A 16,353-nucleotide genomic window follows, 5' to 3' on the forward strand; every position below is an offset into this window, starting at 1 on the left:
TCACAGACCCGGCAGACGACGGAAGACCGCCCGGGCCCACATCGGCGGGTCCGGCGGCGGTCCCGGGGGCGTGGGGAGCACGGGCGCCCGGGGCGTCACCCGCGTCGCCTGGTGGTCGGGGGAACCGCCCCGCGCGGAACCCTCCTCCGGCGCGGTCGCGGCAGCGGCCGCCCGCAGGGCACCCACGAACTCCAGGCAGGAGTCGTAACGGTCCTCGGGGACCTTCGCGAGCGCTTTGGCCATGACGTCGTCCATGGCCGGCGGGATGTCCGGCCGCCGCTCGCTGAGGGGTGGCGGCTGGTCGTACTGGTGCGCCCACAGCAGGGCCATGTCCTCCTCGCGCTCGAAGGGCAGGCCACCGGTCAGGCTCTCGTAGACGACGCAGGCCAGGCTGTACAGATCGCAGCGGCCGTCCACCGGGCGCCCGGAGATCTGCTCGGGCGCCACGTAGTCCAGGGTGCCGACGAACTCGCCGACGGTGGTGAACCCGGTCAGCGACAGCGACTTCTTCGTCAGGCCGAAATCCGTGAGGTAGACGTGCTCGGGGTGCTCGCTGTCGGTGCCCTTGGCGACGAGCACGTTCCCCGGTTTCACGTCGCGGTGCACCAGGTCGTGGTCGTGCGCCGCGTCCAGTGCGGAGGCCACCTGGGTGGCGATGCGCAGGGCGGTGGGAACGGGGAGCGGACCGTCCCGGTCGAAGAGCGCCCGCAGGTCGAGGCCCGAGACGTAACGCATCGCGATGTAGAGGACACCGTCGGTCTCCCCGGCCTCGAATATCGGCACGATGTGGGGGTGGTCGATCGCGGCCGCCACCCGTGACTCGTGGGTGAAACGGCGGCGGAAGGTGTCGTTGCGGGCCAGCTCGGGGGCGAGCAGCTTCAGGGCCACCGTACGGTCGAGCCGCAGGTCCCGGGCGCAGTAGACCACGGCCATGCCGCCGCGGCCGATCTCCCGCTCCACGCGGTAGCCGGCGATCTGGGCCCCGATGAGCCCGGAGGACCGCCCGGCGTACACGCTCACGTCATGCGGAATCGAATTCATCGCGCACCACCGCCACGCGGCCCGACATCGGAGACCTTTCCGCGCTCCCTTTGTGAATTGTATCGACCGGGCCCCGGCAATTCGCGGTCGCGCCTTTCCCTCGAAGCCTGAGGTACAGTTCCTGGGTCCTGTCGTCTCCGATAGAGGTGGACGTTGCTCATCTGAGGTCCGCGATCATCGCGCGCACGGCCCCACCGCCGTCCGCCGGTCACGCAGCAGTCGGCCTTCCCGCCGCCCGTGACCCCGCGCGCATGCGACCTCGGTGCACGAGCCGTCCCCGTTCCCCGGAGGACCGCACCCCCCGTCCCCGCACGGTCGCCGCGTGGTGCTCGCACCCGAAGCCCGCCACCCCTGCGCTTGCGACTGCGAGGACCATCATGTCCACTCACACCCCCACCGCCACCGGCTCGTCCCTGGGCTGCTCCGGCCTCTCCTTCCGGTGGCCGGACGGCACACCCGTGGTCGACGGGCTCTCCCTCACCATCGGCAGGGGCCGCACCGGGCTCGTCGGAGCCAACGGCACCGGAAAGTCCACCCTGTTGAAGCTGCTGGCCGGCCGGCTGCCCCCCACCCGGGGGTCGGTGACCGTCGGCGGCAGCCTCGCTTACCTGCCCCAGGACGTCACCCTCGACACCGCGCTCCGCGTCGACCAGGCCCTCGGCATCGCCGAACGGCGCGCCGCCCTGCGGGCCATCGAGGCGGGGGACGCCGGGGAGGAGCACTTCGAGACCGTCGGCGACGACTGGGACGTGGAGGAACGCGCCCTGGCGACCCTGGGCTCCCTCGGGCTCGGCGGCCTCGAACTGGACCGTACCGTCGGCCGGATGTCCGGCGGCGAGACCGTGCTGCTGCGCCTGGCCGCACTGCTGCTGGGCCGCCCCGACGTCCTCCTGCTCGACGAACCCACCAACAACCTCGACCTCTTCGCGCGCCGCCGGCTCCACGAGACCGTCGGATCCTGGCGTTCCGGCGTCCTCGTCGTGGTCAGTCACGACCGCGAGCTGCTGGAACGCGTGGACCGCGTCGCCGAACTGCGCGCGGGCTCCGTCACCTGGTACGGCGGGGCGTGGTCCGACTACGAGGGGACCGTGGCCGCCCAGCAGGAGACTGCCGGGCGCGCGCTCCGCGCCGCCGAGGCCGACGTGCGCCGCCAGCGCCGCGAACTGGAGGAGGCGCGGATCGCGTCGGACCGCCGACGGCGGCACAGCCGGAAGATGGACGCCCAGCGGCGCGCCCCGCGGATCGTCGCCGGCGAACGCAAGCGTTCCGCGCAGGAGTCCGCCGACCGGCTCCGGGGCGTGCAGGAGGAACGGCTCGCCCAGGCGCGCGAACGCCGCGAGGCCGCCGCGGACGCGCTCCGCGACGACGCGGAGATCCGGGTCGACCTGCCGCGCACCGCGGTCCCGGCGGGCCGCACCGTGCTCACCCTGCGGGGGCTGCGGCCACGCTTCGGCAGGCTGCGCCAGGGCGACCTCCACGTCCACGGACCGGAACGCGTCGCGCTGGTCGGCCGCAACGGGGCCGGCAAGACGACGCTGCTGCGCACCCTCACCGGCGAACTCACCCCGCTGTCGGGCGAGGCGAGGACGCACGTTCCGCTGCGGTACCTGCCGCAGCGCCTCGACGTCCTGGACGAGGAGCTGAGCGTGGCGGCGAACGTCACCCGCGTGGCTCCCGGGGTCGGCGAGAACGAGATCCGCGCCCGGCTCGCGCGGTTCCTGTTCCGGGGCGCCCGCGCCGAACAGCCCGCGGGCACCCTCTCCGGCGGGGAGCGCTTCCGCGCCGCCCTGGCGGCGTCGATGCTCGCCACGCCGGCCCCGCAGCTGCTGATGCTCGACGAGCCCACCAACAACCTCGACGTGGACGGCGTCCGTCAGCTGACGACCGCCCTCGCGTCCTTCCGGGGCGCACTCGTCATCGCCAGCCACGACCTGCCGTTCCTGGAGTCGGTCGGGATCACACGCTGGCTGCTCGTGGCCGAGGAGCTCCAGGAGACCACCGCCGAGGAGGTGCGCGGCCTGCTGGAGGACGCCGGGGACGACTGAGCGTGGGACCGGGACCGCCCCGCTCGTGCGGGGCGGTCCCGGGCGCCGACGCCGTCAGCGCTCCGGGTCCGCCGCCCTCGGCGCCGGTACGGCGAGCGGACGGCGGCGCAGCAGGGTGGGGTTGACGGCGGACGGCGGCCTGCGCAGCCGGGTCGCCTGCTCGTAGTCGTGCGCGTAGCCGAGGAGCAGCGGTTCGCTCCACGCCCGTCCCAGGAAGGTGATGTTGAACGGGCGGCGGTTGGCCGCGAGGTAGCCCGCGGGCACGGTGACCGAGGGGTAGCCCGCCTTGGCGCCGATGGACGAGCTGCCGCTGTTCGCGAACAGCAGGGCGGTGACGGCGTGTTCGGCCATCAGGGCGTCGATGCGGTCCTTGCTCTCCTCCAGGTCCCGGGCGCGGGCCGCCTTGTACTCGACGGTGTCCGCGCTGTCCGGACCGAGGTCCCTGGCCTGTGCGGCGAGCGCGAGCGTCTGCCCGAACTTCAGGGCGACGTCCGCGTGGGCCTCGTTGTGGGCGATCACGTCGGCGAGGGTGCGCACCGGTGCACCCTCGGGCAGCCGCGCGAGATAGGCGTTCAGGTCGCGCTTGAACTCGTGGCTCAGCACCGGGGAGGCGACGTCGTACCGGCGGCGCGCCTCGATGCCGACGTCGACGAGTGCGGCGCCGCGTCGCGCCAGTGCGTCCAGGGCCGCGTCCCACAGGGCCCGTTCGTCCGTGCCGTCCTCGGGCGTCTGTTCCGCGACGACGCCGATGCGCACGCCGCGCAGGGCGTCGGGGGACAGGTCGGCGGTGAAGTCGTGGCCTTCGAGCGGGTTGCCGGCGGTGGCCGGGTCCGCGGGATCGGTGCCGGCGAGGACGGTCAGCAGGGCGGCGGCGTCCGCGACCGTCCGGGTCATCGGGCCCGCGGTGTCCTGGCTGGAGGCGATGGGCACGATGCCGGTGCGGCTGACGAGGCCCAGGGTGGGCTTCACCCCGACCCCCGACGTCGCGGACGCCGGGCTGAGGATGGACCCGTCCGTCTCGGTGCCGATGGTGACGGCGGCCAGTCCGGCCGCGGCGGCGACCCCCGAACCGGCGCTCGAACCGCTCGGCGTCTCGCTCAGGTCGTACGGGTTGAGCACCTGACCGGCCAGCGAGCTGTAGCCGCTGGGCATGCCGACGGTGAGGTAGTTGGCGAACTCCGTGAGGTTCGCCTTGCCGAGGATCACCGCACCCGCCTCGCGCAGCCGGGTCACCAGCGGGGCGTCCTGCGCGGGGTGGGAGTCGGCGAGCACCACCGAGCAGGCGGTGGTCGGCATGCCGAGGACGTCGACGTTGTCCTTCACGAGCACCGGTATGCCCAGCAGCGGGCCGCCGGGGTCGCCGCCGGCCCTGCGCGCGTCGGCCGCGGCGGCCTCCTCCAGGGCGGCGGGATTGACGCAGCGCACCGCGTTCAGGGCCGGTCCGCCGACGTCCAGGTCCTCGATGCGCCGCAGGTAGGCGCGGGTGAGGGAGACGCTCGTGATGCGGCCCGAGGCCATCAGGGCGGTCAGCTCGGCGACCGTCGCGACCTCCAGGTCGGCGGGGAACGGTTCGTGCGGCGCCGCGTCGTTGGCGTCGGTCCGGCTGCCTGTCGATGCCGGTTCTGGGCCGGTGTTGACGTCGATGTCGCCCTCCAGGGTGAGCGGTGCGCTGACGCGCCCCGGTGTCCGTACGCCCCCGCGGCCGTCTCGTGGGGCGACACCATGATGCTCACAGGAAGCGGCGGATGGGCGCGGTCGCCACCTCCTGGGCCCGCTCCAGTGAGGAGCGGGTGCGCCAGCGCGTGCCGTCGACGGGGTCGCTGCGCAGCAGGTCCTCGTCGAAGTGGGCGTCGAGGACGGACGTGAAGTTCTCGTCGAGCACCGCCAGCATCACCTCCTCGTCGTGGTCGAGGGAGCGGCGGTTGAAGTTGGTCGAGCCGATCAGGGTGGCGACCCCGTCCATGGTGATCACCTTGGCGTGCATCATGGTCGGCAGGTAGTGCCAGATCCGCACGCCGCAGTCGAGGAGCCGCTGGTAGTAGCGCTGCCCGGCCAACTGGCAGACGCGCTTGTCGGTGTAGGGGCCGGGCAGCAGGATCTCGACCTCCACCCCGCGGGCCGCCGCGTGGCAGAGCAGGCCGACGAAGTACGGGTCGGGCGCGAAGTACGCGGTCGCGAGCCGGATGCGCTGCTCCGCGGAGGCGATCACCACCCGGAGCAGGGTGCGCATGTCCTGCCAGCCGACGCTCGCCGAGCCCCGGACGACCTGGACGATCGCGCCTCCGCTCTGCTCGTGCTCGCCGAAGCGGTCGCGGTCGTCGAAGAGCCCGTTGCGCCGGCACTCCGCCCAGTTCTGCGCGAACGCGGCGGCCAGGCCGTCCACGGCCGGCCCGGTGACCCGGACGTGGGTGTCCCGCCATTCGCCGGGGTGCCGGGCGTCGCCGCACCACTCCTCGGCGATGCCGACGCCGCCGGTGAAGGCCACCTCGGCGTCGACCACCAGGACCTTGCGGTGGCAGCGGTGGTTCTGCTTGAACGGCGACAGCCGCACGGGCTTGCGGAACCAGGCGACGTCCACGCCGGCCCGGTCCATGCCGTCCAGCAGTTCCTGCTCGATCAGCCGCCCGCCGAAGCCGTCCAGCAGCAGCCGTACCCGTACCCCCTCCGCCGCCTTGGCGGCCAGCGCGTGCGCGAAGTCACGCGCGATCTGGCCGCGCCAGTAGACGAAGGTGGTCATGTCGACGGTGTGCTTCGCCGCGCGGATCGCGTCCAGCATCGCGGGGAAGATCTCGTCCCCGTTCCGCAGGGCCTGCAGGCAGTTGCCCTCGGTCGCGGCGATGCCGATGAGCCGTTCCAGGCGGCGGCGCAGTTCCTGCTTGCGGTCGGCGACGGAACGCTCCGGCCGGTCTCCGTCGGTGCGGTCGGTCTCCTCCAGCGAAGCGCCCATGCCGTCGTGCCCCCCGGTTCCGGTGCCGCCGCGGCCCGTCCGGCCGCGGCGTCGCGTGGCGTACTCCAGCCGTATGCCCGGCAGGATGCGGCTTATCCGGAGTGACTACGCGTTCCCGTGGGACCCGGGGGACTCCCTCCTGCTCCTGCGCACCTTGGCGCGGCCGGCGAGCGGCACCGTCGCCGCGAGGAGTCCGGCCGCCAGCGCGGCCGCGCCCCAGGCGGGGGCCGGCCGCCAGCTCAGGCCGAGGACGTGGTCGAGCGACCACTCCCCCGGCCCGGTGAAGCCGAGGCACGCGGCGACCGCGCCGTAGAGGAACGGCACCTCGCAGCCGCCCTTCAGCGCCCAGAAGCCGCCCGGCGCCGTCGAGACGGCGGCCACCGTCATCGTCCCGACGACGACCGCGCACCCGCCGGGCGTCAGCAGTCCGGCCGCGACCGACGCCGCGCCCGTCAGCTCGGCCACCCCGGCGACCAGGGCCATCCGCGGCCCGGGGACGATGCCGTAGCGCTCGAAAACGGCGCCGGTACCCGCCAGCCCCGCCCCGCCGAACCAGCCGCGCAGCTTCTGCGTGGCGTGGCCGAAGAGCAGGGCGGCGAGCAGCAGTCGGAGCAGCAGCAGCCCCACGCTCATCTCTCGGTTTCCCTTCGTGTCGCTGGTGTCACCCGTGCCGCCGCTGTCACCGGTGTCACCGGCCGTGCGTCGAGGCGCTGCGGTAGTCGGTGTAGGTGTAGGGGTTGTCGAGCACCTTCGTCTCGGGGACGTCGGGGTTCATCCCCTTGCGCCACTCCTCCTCGCCCATGGCGGACCGCAGGTGGTCGACGGTCTCCTCGACCTCGCGCCGCACCGCGGCCAGGTCGACGCCGACCAGGCGGTGCTCGTGCTTGACGACCCGTCCGTCGACGAGCACGGTGTGCACGTCGCCGCGCTGCGCCTGGAAGGCGACCTGGCCGTACGGGTTGAGCAGCGGGAAGGAGACCGGCGAGTGGTCGTTCTTCAGCAGGACGATGTCGGCCTTCTTGCCGGCCTCCAGGCTGCCCAGGTCCCGCTCGCGGCCGAGGGCCCGGGCCCCGCCGAGGGTGGCCCACTCCACCACCTGGTCGGCGCGCAGGGCGCAGTGGGTGACGGTGTCGCCCTTGGCGTGCGCCTCCAGGTGCGCGCGGGCGCGGTCGGCGCCGAGGGTGGTGCGCATGGCGGAGAACAGGTCGCCGCTCCACCACACGCTGGTGTCCATCGACAGGGAGACGGGGATGTCGTGCGAGCGGATGGCCCAGGTCGTCGGGTAGCCCTGGCCGGCGCTCTGCTCGCTCTCCGTCGACACCGAGACCGAGCCGCCGGTGGCCGCGATGCGGTGGTAGGAGTCGGCGCTGAGCGTCGAGGCGTGGACGTACACGGTCTGCGGGGTCATGAAGCCGTTCTCGTACATCAGGCGGATGCCGTCGTCGTTGGTGGCGCCCCACACCCCGGCGTGGGTGGTGACGGCGACGCCCAGTTCGCGGGCCACCTCGAAGGCGGGCTTCTCGGGGAAGGCGGGGTCGCCCGTGACGTCGAAGGCGAGCTGGAAGCCGAGCATGTCGTCGCCGTCGATGCGGCGGGCGACGAAGTCGCGGAACTCCGGCGCGGCGGTCCATTCCGCGGGTGCCTGCTGGATGTTGCCGTAGGCCAGGACGAAGCGGCCGGGCACCGACCGCAGGGCGTCCACGGCGGCGTCGGCGTGGTCCACGGTCTGCAGGCCGTGCGACCAGTCGACGACGGTGGTCACGCCCGCGTCGAGGGCCTCCACCGCGGCGAGCCGGTTGCCGGCGTGGACGTCCTCGGGGCGGAACTTCCTGCCGTGTTCCAGGTAGTACCAGACGAAGTACTGGGTGAGGGTCCAGTCGGCGCCGTAGCCGCGCATCGCGGTCTGCCACATGTGGCGGTGCGTGTCGATCATGCCCGGCATCACGATGCCGCCCGTGGCGTCGATCTCCACCGTCCCGTCGGGGACCGCCAGTCGCGGACCGACCGCCGCGATCCGGTCGTCGACGACGAGCACGTCGGTGTCCCCGAGGACCTCGCGCTCACGGTTGACGGGCAGCACGGTCCCGCCCCGCAGGACAATGGGCCGCCCCGGGGTGAATGCCTCGACCTTATCCATCGTTGAACTCCCTTGGCCGCTTGACGGACACAGGTACGCTATTCGGCCAATGGACCGAGCGCTAGCCTCGCGACGCAGTTCGGAGCGCACACGCCCGCGGATGGGCCCCGGCCCTGTCGCAAAACGAGACACCGCAGTGCCGGCAAGCCTCTGACCGGCTACGGCGGCGACGATCACCCTTGACGCCCCCGGCTTTCAGCAACAGAATCACGGTGACGGACGGATGTCCGTCCTGCGGTCAGATGAAAGGTGACACCGGATGTCAGAGAGCACCGCGCCTGCGCGACCGGGCCCGGCGGGCCCGCTGTCCGGGCTGCTGGTGGCCGACTTCTCCCGCATCCTCGCCGGGCCCTACGCCACGATGCTGCTGGCGGACCTCGGTGCGGACGTCGTCAAGGTCGAGGGCCCGCGCGGGGACGACACCCGCAGCTGGACGCCCCCGGTGCGCGGCGAGGTGTCCACCTACTACCTCGGCATCAATCGCGGGAAGCGTTCCATCGCACTCGACCTGCACGACGGGGCCGACCTGGAGGCGGCGCGCGAACTCGCGCGCCGGGCGGACGTCGTCATCGAGAACTTCCGGCCCGGCGGCCTGGTCAAGTACGGGCTGGACTACGCGTCGGTGCGGACCGGGAACCCGGCCGTCGTCTACGCCTCCATCAGCGGTTTCGGTTCCGGCGCCGGGCGCAAGGTGCCCGGCTACGACCTGATGGTGCAGGCCGTCTCGGGGCTGATGAGCCTCACCGGGGAGCCCGACGGCCCGCCCTACCGGGCCGGGATCTCGGTCTTCGACGTCATGGCGGGCAACCACGCGGCCATCGGCATCCTCGCCGCGCTGCGCCACCGCGACGCCACCGGCGAGGGCCAGCACGTCGAGGTCAACCTGCTGTCGTCGGCGCTGACCGGACTGGTCAACCACAGCTCGGCCTACGTGGCAGGGGGTGAGGTCCCGTACCGGATGGGCAACGCGCACCCGAGCGTGTTCCCCTACGAGCCCTTCCCCACGGCCGACAACGACCTGATCGTGACCGCCGCCAACGACGGCCAGTTCCGCAAGCTGTGCGAGGTCCTCGGCATCCCCGGGGTCCCCGACGACCCGCGCTTCGCGCGGAACGCCGACCGCACCGCGAACCGGGAGGAGCTGCGGCCGCTGCTCGTGGAGCAACTGGTCAAGCGCGGCGCGAACGAGTGGTTCGAGCTGCTGGTCGAGGCCGGGGTGCCGAGCGGGCCGATCAACACCATCGACGGCGGCTTCGCCATGGCCGAGCGGTTCGGGCTGGACCCGGTCGTCACCGTCGGCGAGGGCGACCGCGCGGTGCCCACCACCCGCCACCCGGTCACCTTCTCCGCCACTCCCGCCGTGTACCGGCTGCCGCCGCCCGAACTCGACGAGCACGGCGCCGAACTGCGTGCGTGGCTGGCCCAGGACCCGGAGGACACCCGTGACTGACCCGTCCGCGTCCGGCGGCTACCCCACCGCGCTGGGCGCCTCGGACCGCAAGAGCATCACCCTGCTCGGCCATGACCTCGCCGAGGACATCATGGGCAGCGTCGGCTTCGGCGAACTCGCCTTCTGGCTGGCGACGCAGCGCCGTCCGAGCCGCGGCGAGACCCGCGTCTTCGAAGCCGTGCTCGCGGCCCTGGCCGACCACGGCTTCACGCCCACGGCCATCGTCACCCGGCTGACGTACCTGTCCGCGCCGGACTCCGTCCAGGGCGCGCTCGCCGCGGGTCTGCTCGGCGGGGGCTCGCGCTTCCTCGGCGTCACCGAGGACACCGGGACGTTCCTGCACGAGGCCCTCGCCGCACACGGCGAACCGCCCCACGACGACTCCGGCTGGGACGAACTGGCGCTGCGCCTGGTGCGCGAGCAGCGGGCGGCCGGTCGCTTCGTCCCGGGCCTCGGCCACCACGTGCACAAGGACGGTGACCCGCGCACGCCCCGGCTGATGGCCATCGCCGCCGAGGAGGGCCTGTTCGGCCCGCACCTGTCACTGTTCGCGGCCATCGGCCGCGTGCACCCCGAGGTCCTCGGCAAGGCCCTGCCGCTCAACGGCGCCGGCGTGTGCGGAGCCGCACTCGCCGACCTCGGGCTGCCGCTGCCGCTGCTGCGCGGCTTCGCCCTGCTCGCGCGCACCGCCGGGCTCATCGGCCAGCTCGCCGAGGAGATGCGCGATCCGGTCGCGAACGACATCTTCCTCTCCGTCGACCTCAACAACCGGCCCGTCCCGCCCCGGCCGGACACCGAATCCGCAGGGAACACCAAGGAGTGACCGTGTTTGTCAACGAGGACAACCTCACCGAACTGGCGGCCCGGCGCTGGGCGACCGCGCACACCCCGCGCCAGGCCGAGCTCCTGTCCGCGCTGGTCCGCCACCTCCACGCGTTCGCGCGCGAGGTGGAACTCACCGAGGACGAGTGGATGGCCGCGATCCAGTGGCTGACCGAGGCGGGCCGGATCAGCGACGACAAACGTCAGGAACTGATCCTCGCCTCCGACGTGTTCGGGCTGAGCACGCTCGTGGTGCAGCTGAACAACAGGTTCGCGCCGCGGGCCACCCCCGCCACCGTCCTCGGCCCCTTCCACATCGACGGGTCCCCCGCCGCCCCGTACGGCTTCGACATGTCCGACGGCATCCCCGGGACGCCGTTGTTCATCACCGGCAAGGTCACCGACCTGGACGGCAAGCCCGTGCCCGGGGCCGTCCTCGACGTGTGGCAGGCGGACGCCGACGGCGCCTACGAGGCGCAGCTCCCCGAGGTCGACGAGGCGCGGCTGCGTGCGAAGTACCGGGCCCGCGAGGACGGCACCTACTGCGTCCGCACCATCGCGCCGCGTGGCTACGCCATCCCGATGGACGGCCCGGTCGGCGACCTGATCAGCACCACCGACATCAGCCACTTCCGCCCCGCGCACGTCCACTTCCTCGTCGACGAGCCGGGGTACGAGAAGCTGATCACCCATCTGTTCCAGGAGGGCAGCGAGTACCTGGACAGCGACGTCGTCTTCGGCACGAAGGAAGCGCTGGTGGTCCGGTTCACCGAACAACCGGCGGGACCCGCCCCCGACGGAACGGCCGTCGACGTGCCGTACCTGCTCGCCGAGTACGACTTCGTGCTGCAGCCCCGCTGACGCGGCGTCGGCCGCAGGTGCGGTGCGTCGCCGCCGCCGCCACGGCGCGGTGCCCTGTTCCGGGCAGGGCGTCAGCCGGCGGCGGGGCGCACCTCGCCGTGCGGCCGGCTCTGCCACAGCGCCCAGTCCGCCGAGACGTCCCCGGCCGCGCGCAGCAGCAGGGGCAGGTACGTGCCGGTGAGCACGTCCACACTGGTCTCGGCGGCGTGCACGGTGACGTTCATCGCCGCCCGGACCACCCCGTCGCCGTCCCGTACGGGCACGGCGACCGACCGTACGCCGGGTGCGAGTTCCTCGTCGGCCAGCGCCCAGCCGCGGGCCCGGACGGTGCGCAGCTCCGCGGCGAACTCCTCGGGCGTCCGCCGCGGGGACTCCGGCAGCCCGGAGCGGCTGGGCTCGGCCAGGACGGCCTCCAGCTCCTGCGGGCCCAGGGCGGCCAGCAGCACCTTGCCCTGGGAGGTCTGCGGGGCGGGGAACCGGGTGCCGATGTCCACCCGCAGCGCGATGATCTTCGGTACGGAGACGCGGGCCACGTAGACGATGTCGGAGCCGTCCAGCTGCGCCATCGAGGACGACTCCCCGGTCCGCGTGACCAGCACCTCCATGTGGGGGCGGGCCACGTCCCACAGGCCGAGCGAGCCCACGTAGGACATGCCCAGGCGCAGCACGCGCGGCGTGAGGGTGAACGCGCCCTGGTCGGCGCGGACGTAGCCGAGCTCCTCCAGCGTCAGCAGCAGTCGGCGCGCCGTCGGCCGCGCCAGCCCCGTCGCGGCGGCGATCTCGCTCAGCGTCCGCCGGCGGTGCCGGGCGTCGAAGCAGCCGAGCACGTCCAGCCCGCGGGCCAGCGCCTCCACGAAGTCCGGACTGCTTCCGCGCCCTGCCATCCGATGCCTCCCGCGTCCACGACCGCGATGCCCCGCCCACCGGTGACCGCAGGGCGGACCGCCCGCAGACGGCGTCGCGCCTGCGTCCGTTCCCCTTCACCGGCTCCCGACCGCACGGGCATCCTCTCGGCGGCCATTATACGGACGATCGTCCGTCGCCGGCGCGGCCTTGGTGGCACCCGGCCACGGCCGCCACGACAGGAAAGGCCCGCATTCCGCCGGCGATGACACCCGGGCGATGATTTCCGGTGCCACGCATCAGGCAGAGCAAGGTCGGACCACATTCGGAAACCCCCGCCGCGGCGAACCGGTGATCGGCTTCTTCCTGCGGCTCCACCCGCCACGCAGCGCGACTTTACCCATGGCCGAATTTCCGTTGACCCGGCCTTGCATTACGGATTGCACGCCGATGACATAGCGCGTCATTTCCCTTGTGACGTGCAACTCCTTTTCCTTCACGACGCCTCGACGGACCTAGCATCGGGAAAACCAGGACGGACATTCCGGTACATCAGTGAAGAGGTGACACCATGCCGATCCCCGTGTCCCAGACCCTCGACGAGCAGGGGCGGACGGCCGCCGAGAAGGTCGCCGGCCTCCGCAGCCCGGGCCGCTACCTGGTCAGCTCCCTGCTGGCCGGGGCGTTCGTCGGGGTCGCGGCGGTGCTGCTGCTCACGGTCACCGGACCACTGGCGGCCGCGGGGTCGCCGTCCACGAAACTCGTCCAGGGCCTGCTGTTCGGCGTGGCGCTCACCCTGGTGGTCTTCGCCGGTGCCGAACTCACCACCGGCAACATGATGACGACGGTCCAGGGCGTCGTCGTCCGCAGCATCAGCGGCGCCAACGCGATGGCCCTGGTCGTCGGTTCGTTCGTGGGCAACCTCATCGGGTCCGCCCTGTTCGCGCTGCTGGTGCACGGCAGCGGGGTCATCACCGCGGGCGCCGCTCCCGGGCACACAGCGCCGGCCCTCGCCCTGCTCTCCACCCTGCTCAAGACGAAGGCGGCGGAGTCCGGCGGGGCGCTGTTCTTCCGCGGTGTGCTCTGCAACTTCCTGGTCTGCCTGGGCGTCTGGATGGCCGCGCGGACCCGTTCGGACGGCGCCAAGATCGCGCTGATCTTCTGGGCCCTGCTGGCGTTCGTCGGCTCCGGCTTCGAGCACGTCGTGGCCAACATGACGTACTACTCGCTCGGGATGCTGGAGCACGTGCCGGACGCCACGGCCGCCGCCTTCGCGCGCAACCTGCTGCTGGTGGGCCTCGGCAACCTCCTCGGCGGCGGACTGCTGGTGGGCGCGGCGTACGCGTTCGTGGGCCGCGGCAGGCCGGGGCGGCCCGCCGGCGGGCCCGCCCCGGTCGAGGCTCCGGAGTCGGTCCAGGTCTGAGCGACGCCGACCGGTCCGGCGGCGGACCCGGGTGGCCGCCGCCGGACCGCGCCGGTCAGTGCGTGTTCCCCCGCGACTTCAGGGGCACCCGCGGCAGTTCGGGCGCGGGCAGCGCGTCGCCGTCGTAGCCCTTGACCTCACCGAACCGGGTACCCGTCATCCAGTCGGAGCGGGCCTGTTCGATGTCCTCCTGCGTGCGGCCGATGAAGTTCCACCACATGATGATCCGCTCGCCGAGGGGAGGCCCCCCGAGCAGCACCGCCCGGGCGGGCGCGTCGGCGTGGTTGGTCAGGGTCAGGGTGTCGCCGCCGGGCGCCAGGTAGCCGAGTTCGGCCGGGCTCAGCCGGGTGCCGGCCATCTCCACGTCGCCGGCGTCGACGAGCAGGCCGTGCTCGTAGGCCGGATCGATCGCCAGGGTGACGGTCGCACCGGGATCGAGCGCGAGTTCGGCGCCGAGCAGCGGGGTGAAGGTCGGCACCGGCGAGGTGTCGCCGGCCAGGGACCCCAGGAACACCCGTGCCACACCGCCGGCGAGCGCCACGGGCTCCGGGACGTGGTGCTGGAAGGCGGGGGCGGTGTCACGGTGCCGCTCGGGGAGCACGACCCACAGCTGGACGCCGTGCAGGACCGTGGTGCGCTCGGTGGAGACCTCCGAGTGGCTGATGCCGTGGCCGCCGGTCATGAGGTTGAGTTCGCCGGGCCGTACGTAGGCGTGCGTCCCGAGGCTGTCGCGGTGCTCGATCTCGCCGCTGAAGAGCCAGCTCACGGTCTGCAGCCCGGTGTGCGGGTGGGGCGCGACGTCCATGCCTCCGGTGTCGGAGACGTCGTCCGGCCCGTAGTGGTCGGCGAAGCACCAGGCGCCGATGAGCGAGCGGTTCCGCTGCGGAAGGGTGCGCCGCACCGTCATCGCGCGGGGCCCGCCGAGCGGGACGTCACGGGCGGACAGGATCTCCACGGTGCCCTCGGGCTGGGTCCCGCTCATGTCGCGCTTCTCACACAACGACTGCTTCGAATTTCAACAATCATGGAGTTGATGATACGGCGATGCCCCCGACGGACGACGGCGCATCCCACAGCGGCCGGAGACGGCCCGGCGAAGGAGTACTGGTGAGCGACACCACGGCGGTTCGGCCGAGCAGGCGGATCTTCATCGACAAGCAGAGCCCTCGGGCCTACAAGGCGATGCTGGCGGCCGCCGAGACCGTACGCGCGGTGGCCACCGAGGCCGGGCTCGAACACGACCTCGTGGAGCTGGTGAACATCCGCGTGTCGCAGCTGAACGGCTGCGCCTTCTGCCTCGACCGGCACACCCGGACCGCCCTCAGCGCGGGCGAGACCCCGCAGCGGCTGACCGTGCTGCCGGCCTGGCGCGACACCGAGCTGTTCACCGCACGCGAGCGCGCCGCGCTCGCGGTGGCCGAGGTGACCACGGACCCCACCGACGCCGCCGCCCAGGAAGAGGCCTACCAGGCCGCGCGCGAGGTGTTCGGCGACGACGAGCTCTCGGCCCTGATCTGGGTGGCGATCACCATCAACTCCTTCAACCGGGTCTCCATCCTGAGCAAGCACCCGGTCCGCCCCGGCCCGCGCCGGTGAGCCACGACCGTGACCGAAGGGGCGCGGCCCGCCGTTCGTGACGGCCGGGCCGCGCCCTTCCCGTCACGGCGGGGTCAGCCGTCCAGGTCCCGCTGGGCTCCCGGGCCGGAGTGCACGCGCTCGATGTACTCCGGGGCGAGCCGGCTGACCTCGTCGAGCGCGGCGAGGTCGTCCTCGGTGAGCGTGAGCCCGGCCGCGGCGAGGTTGCCCTGCAGCTGGTCCATGCGGCTCGCGCCGACCAGCACGCTGCTCACCCCGGGCTGCTGCATCACCCAGGCCAGGGCCACCTGCGCGACCGTCGCGCCGTGCCGCCCGGCGATCTCGTCGAGGCGGTCGACCACGTCGTGTCCGCGTGCCTCGTCGACCGGCGGGTTCGAGCCCTTGCCCCAGCGCGTCGACAGGTCGCGCTCCGCTCCCCGGCGGAACTTGCCGCTCAGGAAACCGCCCGCGAGGGGGCTGTAGACCAGCAGGCCGAGCCCCTGGTCACGCACGGCGGGGAGGATCTCCCGCTCGATGTCCCGGCCGACGAGGGAGTAGTAGGCCTGCAGGGAGGCGAAGCGCTCCAGGTCGTGCAGGGCCGAGACGCCCAGCGCCTTCATCAGCTGCCAGGCCGCGAGGTTGGAGGCGCCGATGTAGCGCACCTTGCCCTGGCGGACCGCGTCGTCGAGCGTGCGGAGGGTCTCCTCCAGCGGCGTCAGCGGGTCGAAGCTGTGGATCTGGTAGAGGTCGATCCGGTCCGTGCCCAGCCGCCGCAGGCTGTCCTCCAGCTGGCGCATGACGTGCAGGCGCGACAGGCCCATGTCGTTGGGGCCGGCGCCCATCCGGCCGTAGACCTTGGTGGCGAGGACGACGTCGTCGCGCCGTCCGCCGAGTATCCGGCCGAGAACCTCCTCCGACTCCCCGTCGGAGTAGATGTTCGCGGTGTCGATCAGGTTCACGCCGGCGTCGAGCGCGGCGTCCAGCATCTTGCCGGACTCGGTGTCGCCGAGGCCCCCGAGCACCTTCCAGAAGTCGTGGTCGCCTCCGCCGAAGGACATGGTGCCCAGGCCGAGCCGGGACACCAGGAGGCCGGTGTTGCCAAGTCGCGTGTAGCGCATGTCGTCGTCTGCCTTGCCTTTGCGTGTCACTGCCTCGCGGACCGGACAGCGGTGCACCGTTCACGGGGCACATCGGACAGTATGCACGACA

General features: G+C 72.7%; 14 protein-coding genes. 6 read left to right on the forward strand and 8 right to left on the reverse strand.

Annotated features, from left to right (window positions below):
* Nucleotides 1–1,041, reverse strand: a complete 1,041-nt coding sequence (locus PV341_RS03140) for a serine/threonine-protein kinase (RefSeq protein WP_500324797.1) — start codon at nt 1,039–1,041, stop codon at nt 1–3.
* A 377-nt stretch (nt 1,042–1,418) separates the two neighbouring features.
* Between PV341_RS03140 and PV341_RS03145 the strand changes: the two genes are divergently transcribed.
* Nucleotides 1,419–3,086, forward strand: coding sequence for an ABC-F family ATP-binding cassette domain-containing protein (locus tag PV341_RS03145; protein WP_500356617.1), 1,668 nt, complete (start codon nt 1,419–1,421; stop codon nt 3,084–3,086).
* Nucleotides 3,087–3,140: 54 nt separating this feature from the next.
* Here the strand turns inward: PV341_RS03145 and PV341_RS03150 are convergent, their stop codons facing one another.
* The 4 genes from PV341_RS03150 to PV341_RS03165 form a co-directional block, all read right to left on the reverse strand.
* The gene (locus tag PV341_RS03150; protein WP_500324794.1) at nt 3,141–4,604 is read right to left on the reverse strand and encodes an amidase family protein; all 1,464 of its coding nucleotides are present in this window, start codon (nt 4,602–4,604) and stop codon (nt 3,141–3,143) included.
* A gap of 211 nt (nt 4,605–4,815) precedes the next feature.
* On the reverse strand, nt 4,816–6,033 hold the full coding sequence (locus PV341_RS03155) for a phospholipase D-like domain-containing protein (RefSeq protein WP_500324792.1): 1,218 nt from the start codon (nt 6,031–6,033) through the stop codon (nt 4,816–4,818).
* Nucleotides 6,034–6,138: 105 nt separating this feature from the next.
* Nucleotides 6,139–6,666: a DoxX family protein gene (locus PV341_RS03160; protein WP_500324790.1), complete on the reverse strand. Its 528-nt coding sequence runs from the start codon at nt 6,664–6,666 to the stop codon at nt 6,139–6,141.
* A gap of 55 nt (nt 6,667–6,721) precedes the next feature.
* The gene (locus tag PV341_RS03165) at nt 6,722–8,170 is read right to left on the reverse strand and encodes an amidohydrolase family protein (RefSeq protein ID WP_500324788.1); all 1,449 of its coding nucleotides are present in this window, start codon (nt 8,168–8,170) and stop codon (nt 6,722–6,724) included.
* A gap of 259 nt (nt 8,171–8,429) precedes the next feature.
* On the opposite strand from PV341_RS03165, the gene PV341_RS03170 reads away from it, so the two are divergent.
* The 3 genes from PV341_RS03170 to PV341_RS03180 are packed head-to-tail and all read left to right on the forward strand — an operon-like array spanning nt 8,430 to nt 11,303.
* Complete coding sequence (locus PV341_RS03170; protein WP_500324786.1) at nt 8,430–9,620, forward strand: CaiB/BaiF CoA transferase family protein; 1,191 nt, start codon at nt 8,430–8,432, stop codon at nt 9,618–9,620.
* The gene (locus PV341_RS03175) at nt 9,613–10,443 is read left to right on the forward strand and encodes a citryl-CoA lyase (protein ID WP_500324784.1); all 831 of its coding nucleotides are present in this window, start codon (nt 9,613–9,615) and stop codon (nt 10,441–10,443) included. Before PV341_RS03170 ends, PV341_RS03175 begins: the two co-directional genes overlap by 8 nt.
* A gap of 2 nt (nt 10,444–10,445) precedes the next feature.
* Nucleotides 10,446–11,303 (forward strand): dioxygenase family protein, encoded by an 858-nt coding sequence (locus PV341_RS03180; protein ID WP_500324782.1) that lies wholly within the window; start codon nt 10,446–10,448, stop codon nt 11,301–11,303.
* Nucleotides 11,304–11,374: 71 nt separating this feature from the next.
* Here the strand turns inward: PV341_RS03180 and PV341_RS03185 are convergent, their stop codons facing one another.
* Entirely contained in the window at nt 11,375–12,187 is an 813-nt protein-coding gene (locus PV341_RS03185; protein WP_500324780.1) for an IclR family transcriptional regulator domain-containing protein, read from the reverse strand.
* A 530-nt stretch (nt 12,188–12,717) separates the two neighbouring features.
* On the opposite strand from PV341_RS03185, the gene PV341_RS03190 reads away from it, so the two are divergent.
* Complete coding sequence (locus PV341_RS03190) at nt 12,718–13,569, forward strand: formate/nitrite transporter family protein (RefSeq protein ID WP_500324778.1); 852 nt, start codon at nt 12,718–12,720, stop codon at nt 13,567–13,569.
* A gap of 55 nt (nt 13,570–13,624) precedes the next feature.
* On the opposite strand, the gene PV341_RS03195 is transcribed toward PV341_RS03190, so the two are convergent.
* Nucleotides 13,625–14,551 carry a pirin family protein gene (locus PV341_RS03195; protein ID WP_500324776.1) on the reverse strand — a complete coding sequence of 309 codons (927 nt, stop codon included), beginning with the start codon at nt 14,549–14,551 and terminating at the stop codon, nt 13,625–13,627.
* 125 nt (nt 14,552–14,676) lie between these two features.
* Between PV341_RS03195 and PV341_RS03200 the strand changes: the two genes are divergently transcribed.
* Entirely contained in the window at nt 14,677–15,165 is a 489-nt protein-coding gene (locus PV341_RS03200; RefSeq protein ID WP_500324774.1) for a carboxymuconolactone decarboxylase family protein, read from the forward strand.
* 74 nt (nt 15,166–15,239) lie between these two features.
* Here the strand turns inward: PV341_RS03200 and PV341_RS03205 are convergent, their stop codons facing one another.
* Nucleotides 15,240–16,262 carry an aldo/keto reductase gene (locus tag PV341_RS03205; RefSeq protein ID WP_500356619.1) on the reverse strand — a complete coding sequence of 341 codons (1,023 nt, stop codon included), beginning with the start codon at nt 16,260–16,262 and terminating at the stop codon, nt 15,240–15,242.
* Between the last annotated feature and the right edge of the window lie 91 nt (nt 16,263–16,353).

Source organism: Streptomyces sp. PA03-1a, from assembly GCF_033792805.1.
Classification (GTDB): Bacteria; Actinomycetota; Actinomycetes; order Streptomycetales; family Streptomycetaceae; genus Actinacidiphila.

Coding starts and splice junctions, on each gene's coding strand:
- PV341_RS03140 (WP_500324797.1), bottom strand. CDS start 1,041: ATGAATTCGATTCCGCATGACGTGAGCGTGTACGCCGGGCGGTCCTCC.
- PV341_RS03145 (WP_500356617.1), top strand. CDS start 1,419: ATGTCCACTCACACCCCCACCGCCACCGGCTCGTCCCTGGGCTGCTCC.
- PV341_RS03150 (WP_500324794.1), bottom strand. CDS start 4,604: ATGGCCTCGGGCCGCATCACGAGCGTCTCCCTCACCCGCGCCTACCTG.
- PV341_RS03155 (WP_500324792.1), bottom strand. CDS start 6,033: ATGGGCGCTTCGCTGGAGGAGACCGACCGCACCGACGGAGACCGGCCG.
- PV341_RS03160 (WP_500324790.1), bottom strand. CDS start 6,666: ATGAGCGTGGGGCTGCTGCTGCTCCGACTGCTGCTCGCCGCCCTGCTC.
- PV341_RS03165 (WP_500324788.1), bottom strand. CDS start 8,170: ATGGATAAGGTCGAGGCATTCACCCCGGGGCGGCCCATTGTCCTGCGG.
- PV341_RS03170 (WP_500324786.1), top strand. CDS start 8,430: ATGTCAGAGAGCACCGCGCCTGCGCGACCGGGCCCGGCGGGCCCGCTG.
- PV341_RS03185 (WP_500324780.1), bottom strand. CDS start 12,187: ATGGCAGGGCGCGGAAGCAGTCCGGACTTCGTGGAGGCGCTGGCCCGC.
- PV341_RS03190 (WP_500324778.1), top strand. CDS start 12,718: ATGCCGATCCCCGTGTCCCAGACCCTCGACGAGCAGGGGCGGACGGCC.
- PV341_RS03195 (WP_500324776.1), bottom strand. CDS start 14,551: ATGAGCGGGACCCAGCCCGAGGGCACCGTGGAGATCCTGTCCGCCCGT.
- PV341_RS03205 (WP_500356619.1), bottom strand. CDS start 16,262: ATGCGCTACACGCGACTTGGCAACACCGGCCTCCTGGTGTCCCGGCTC.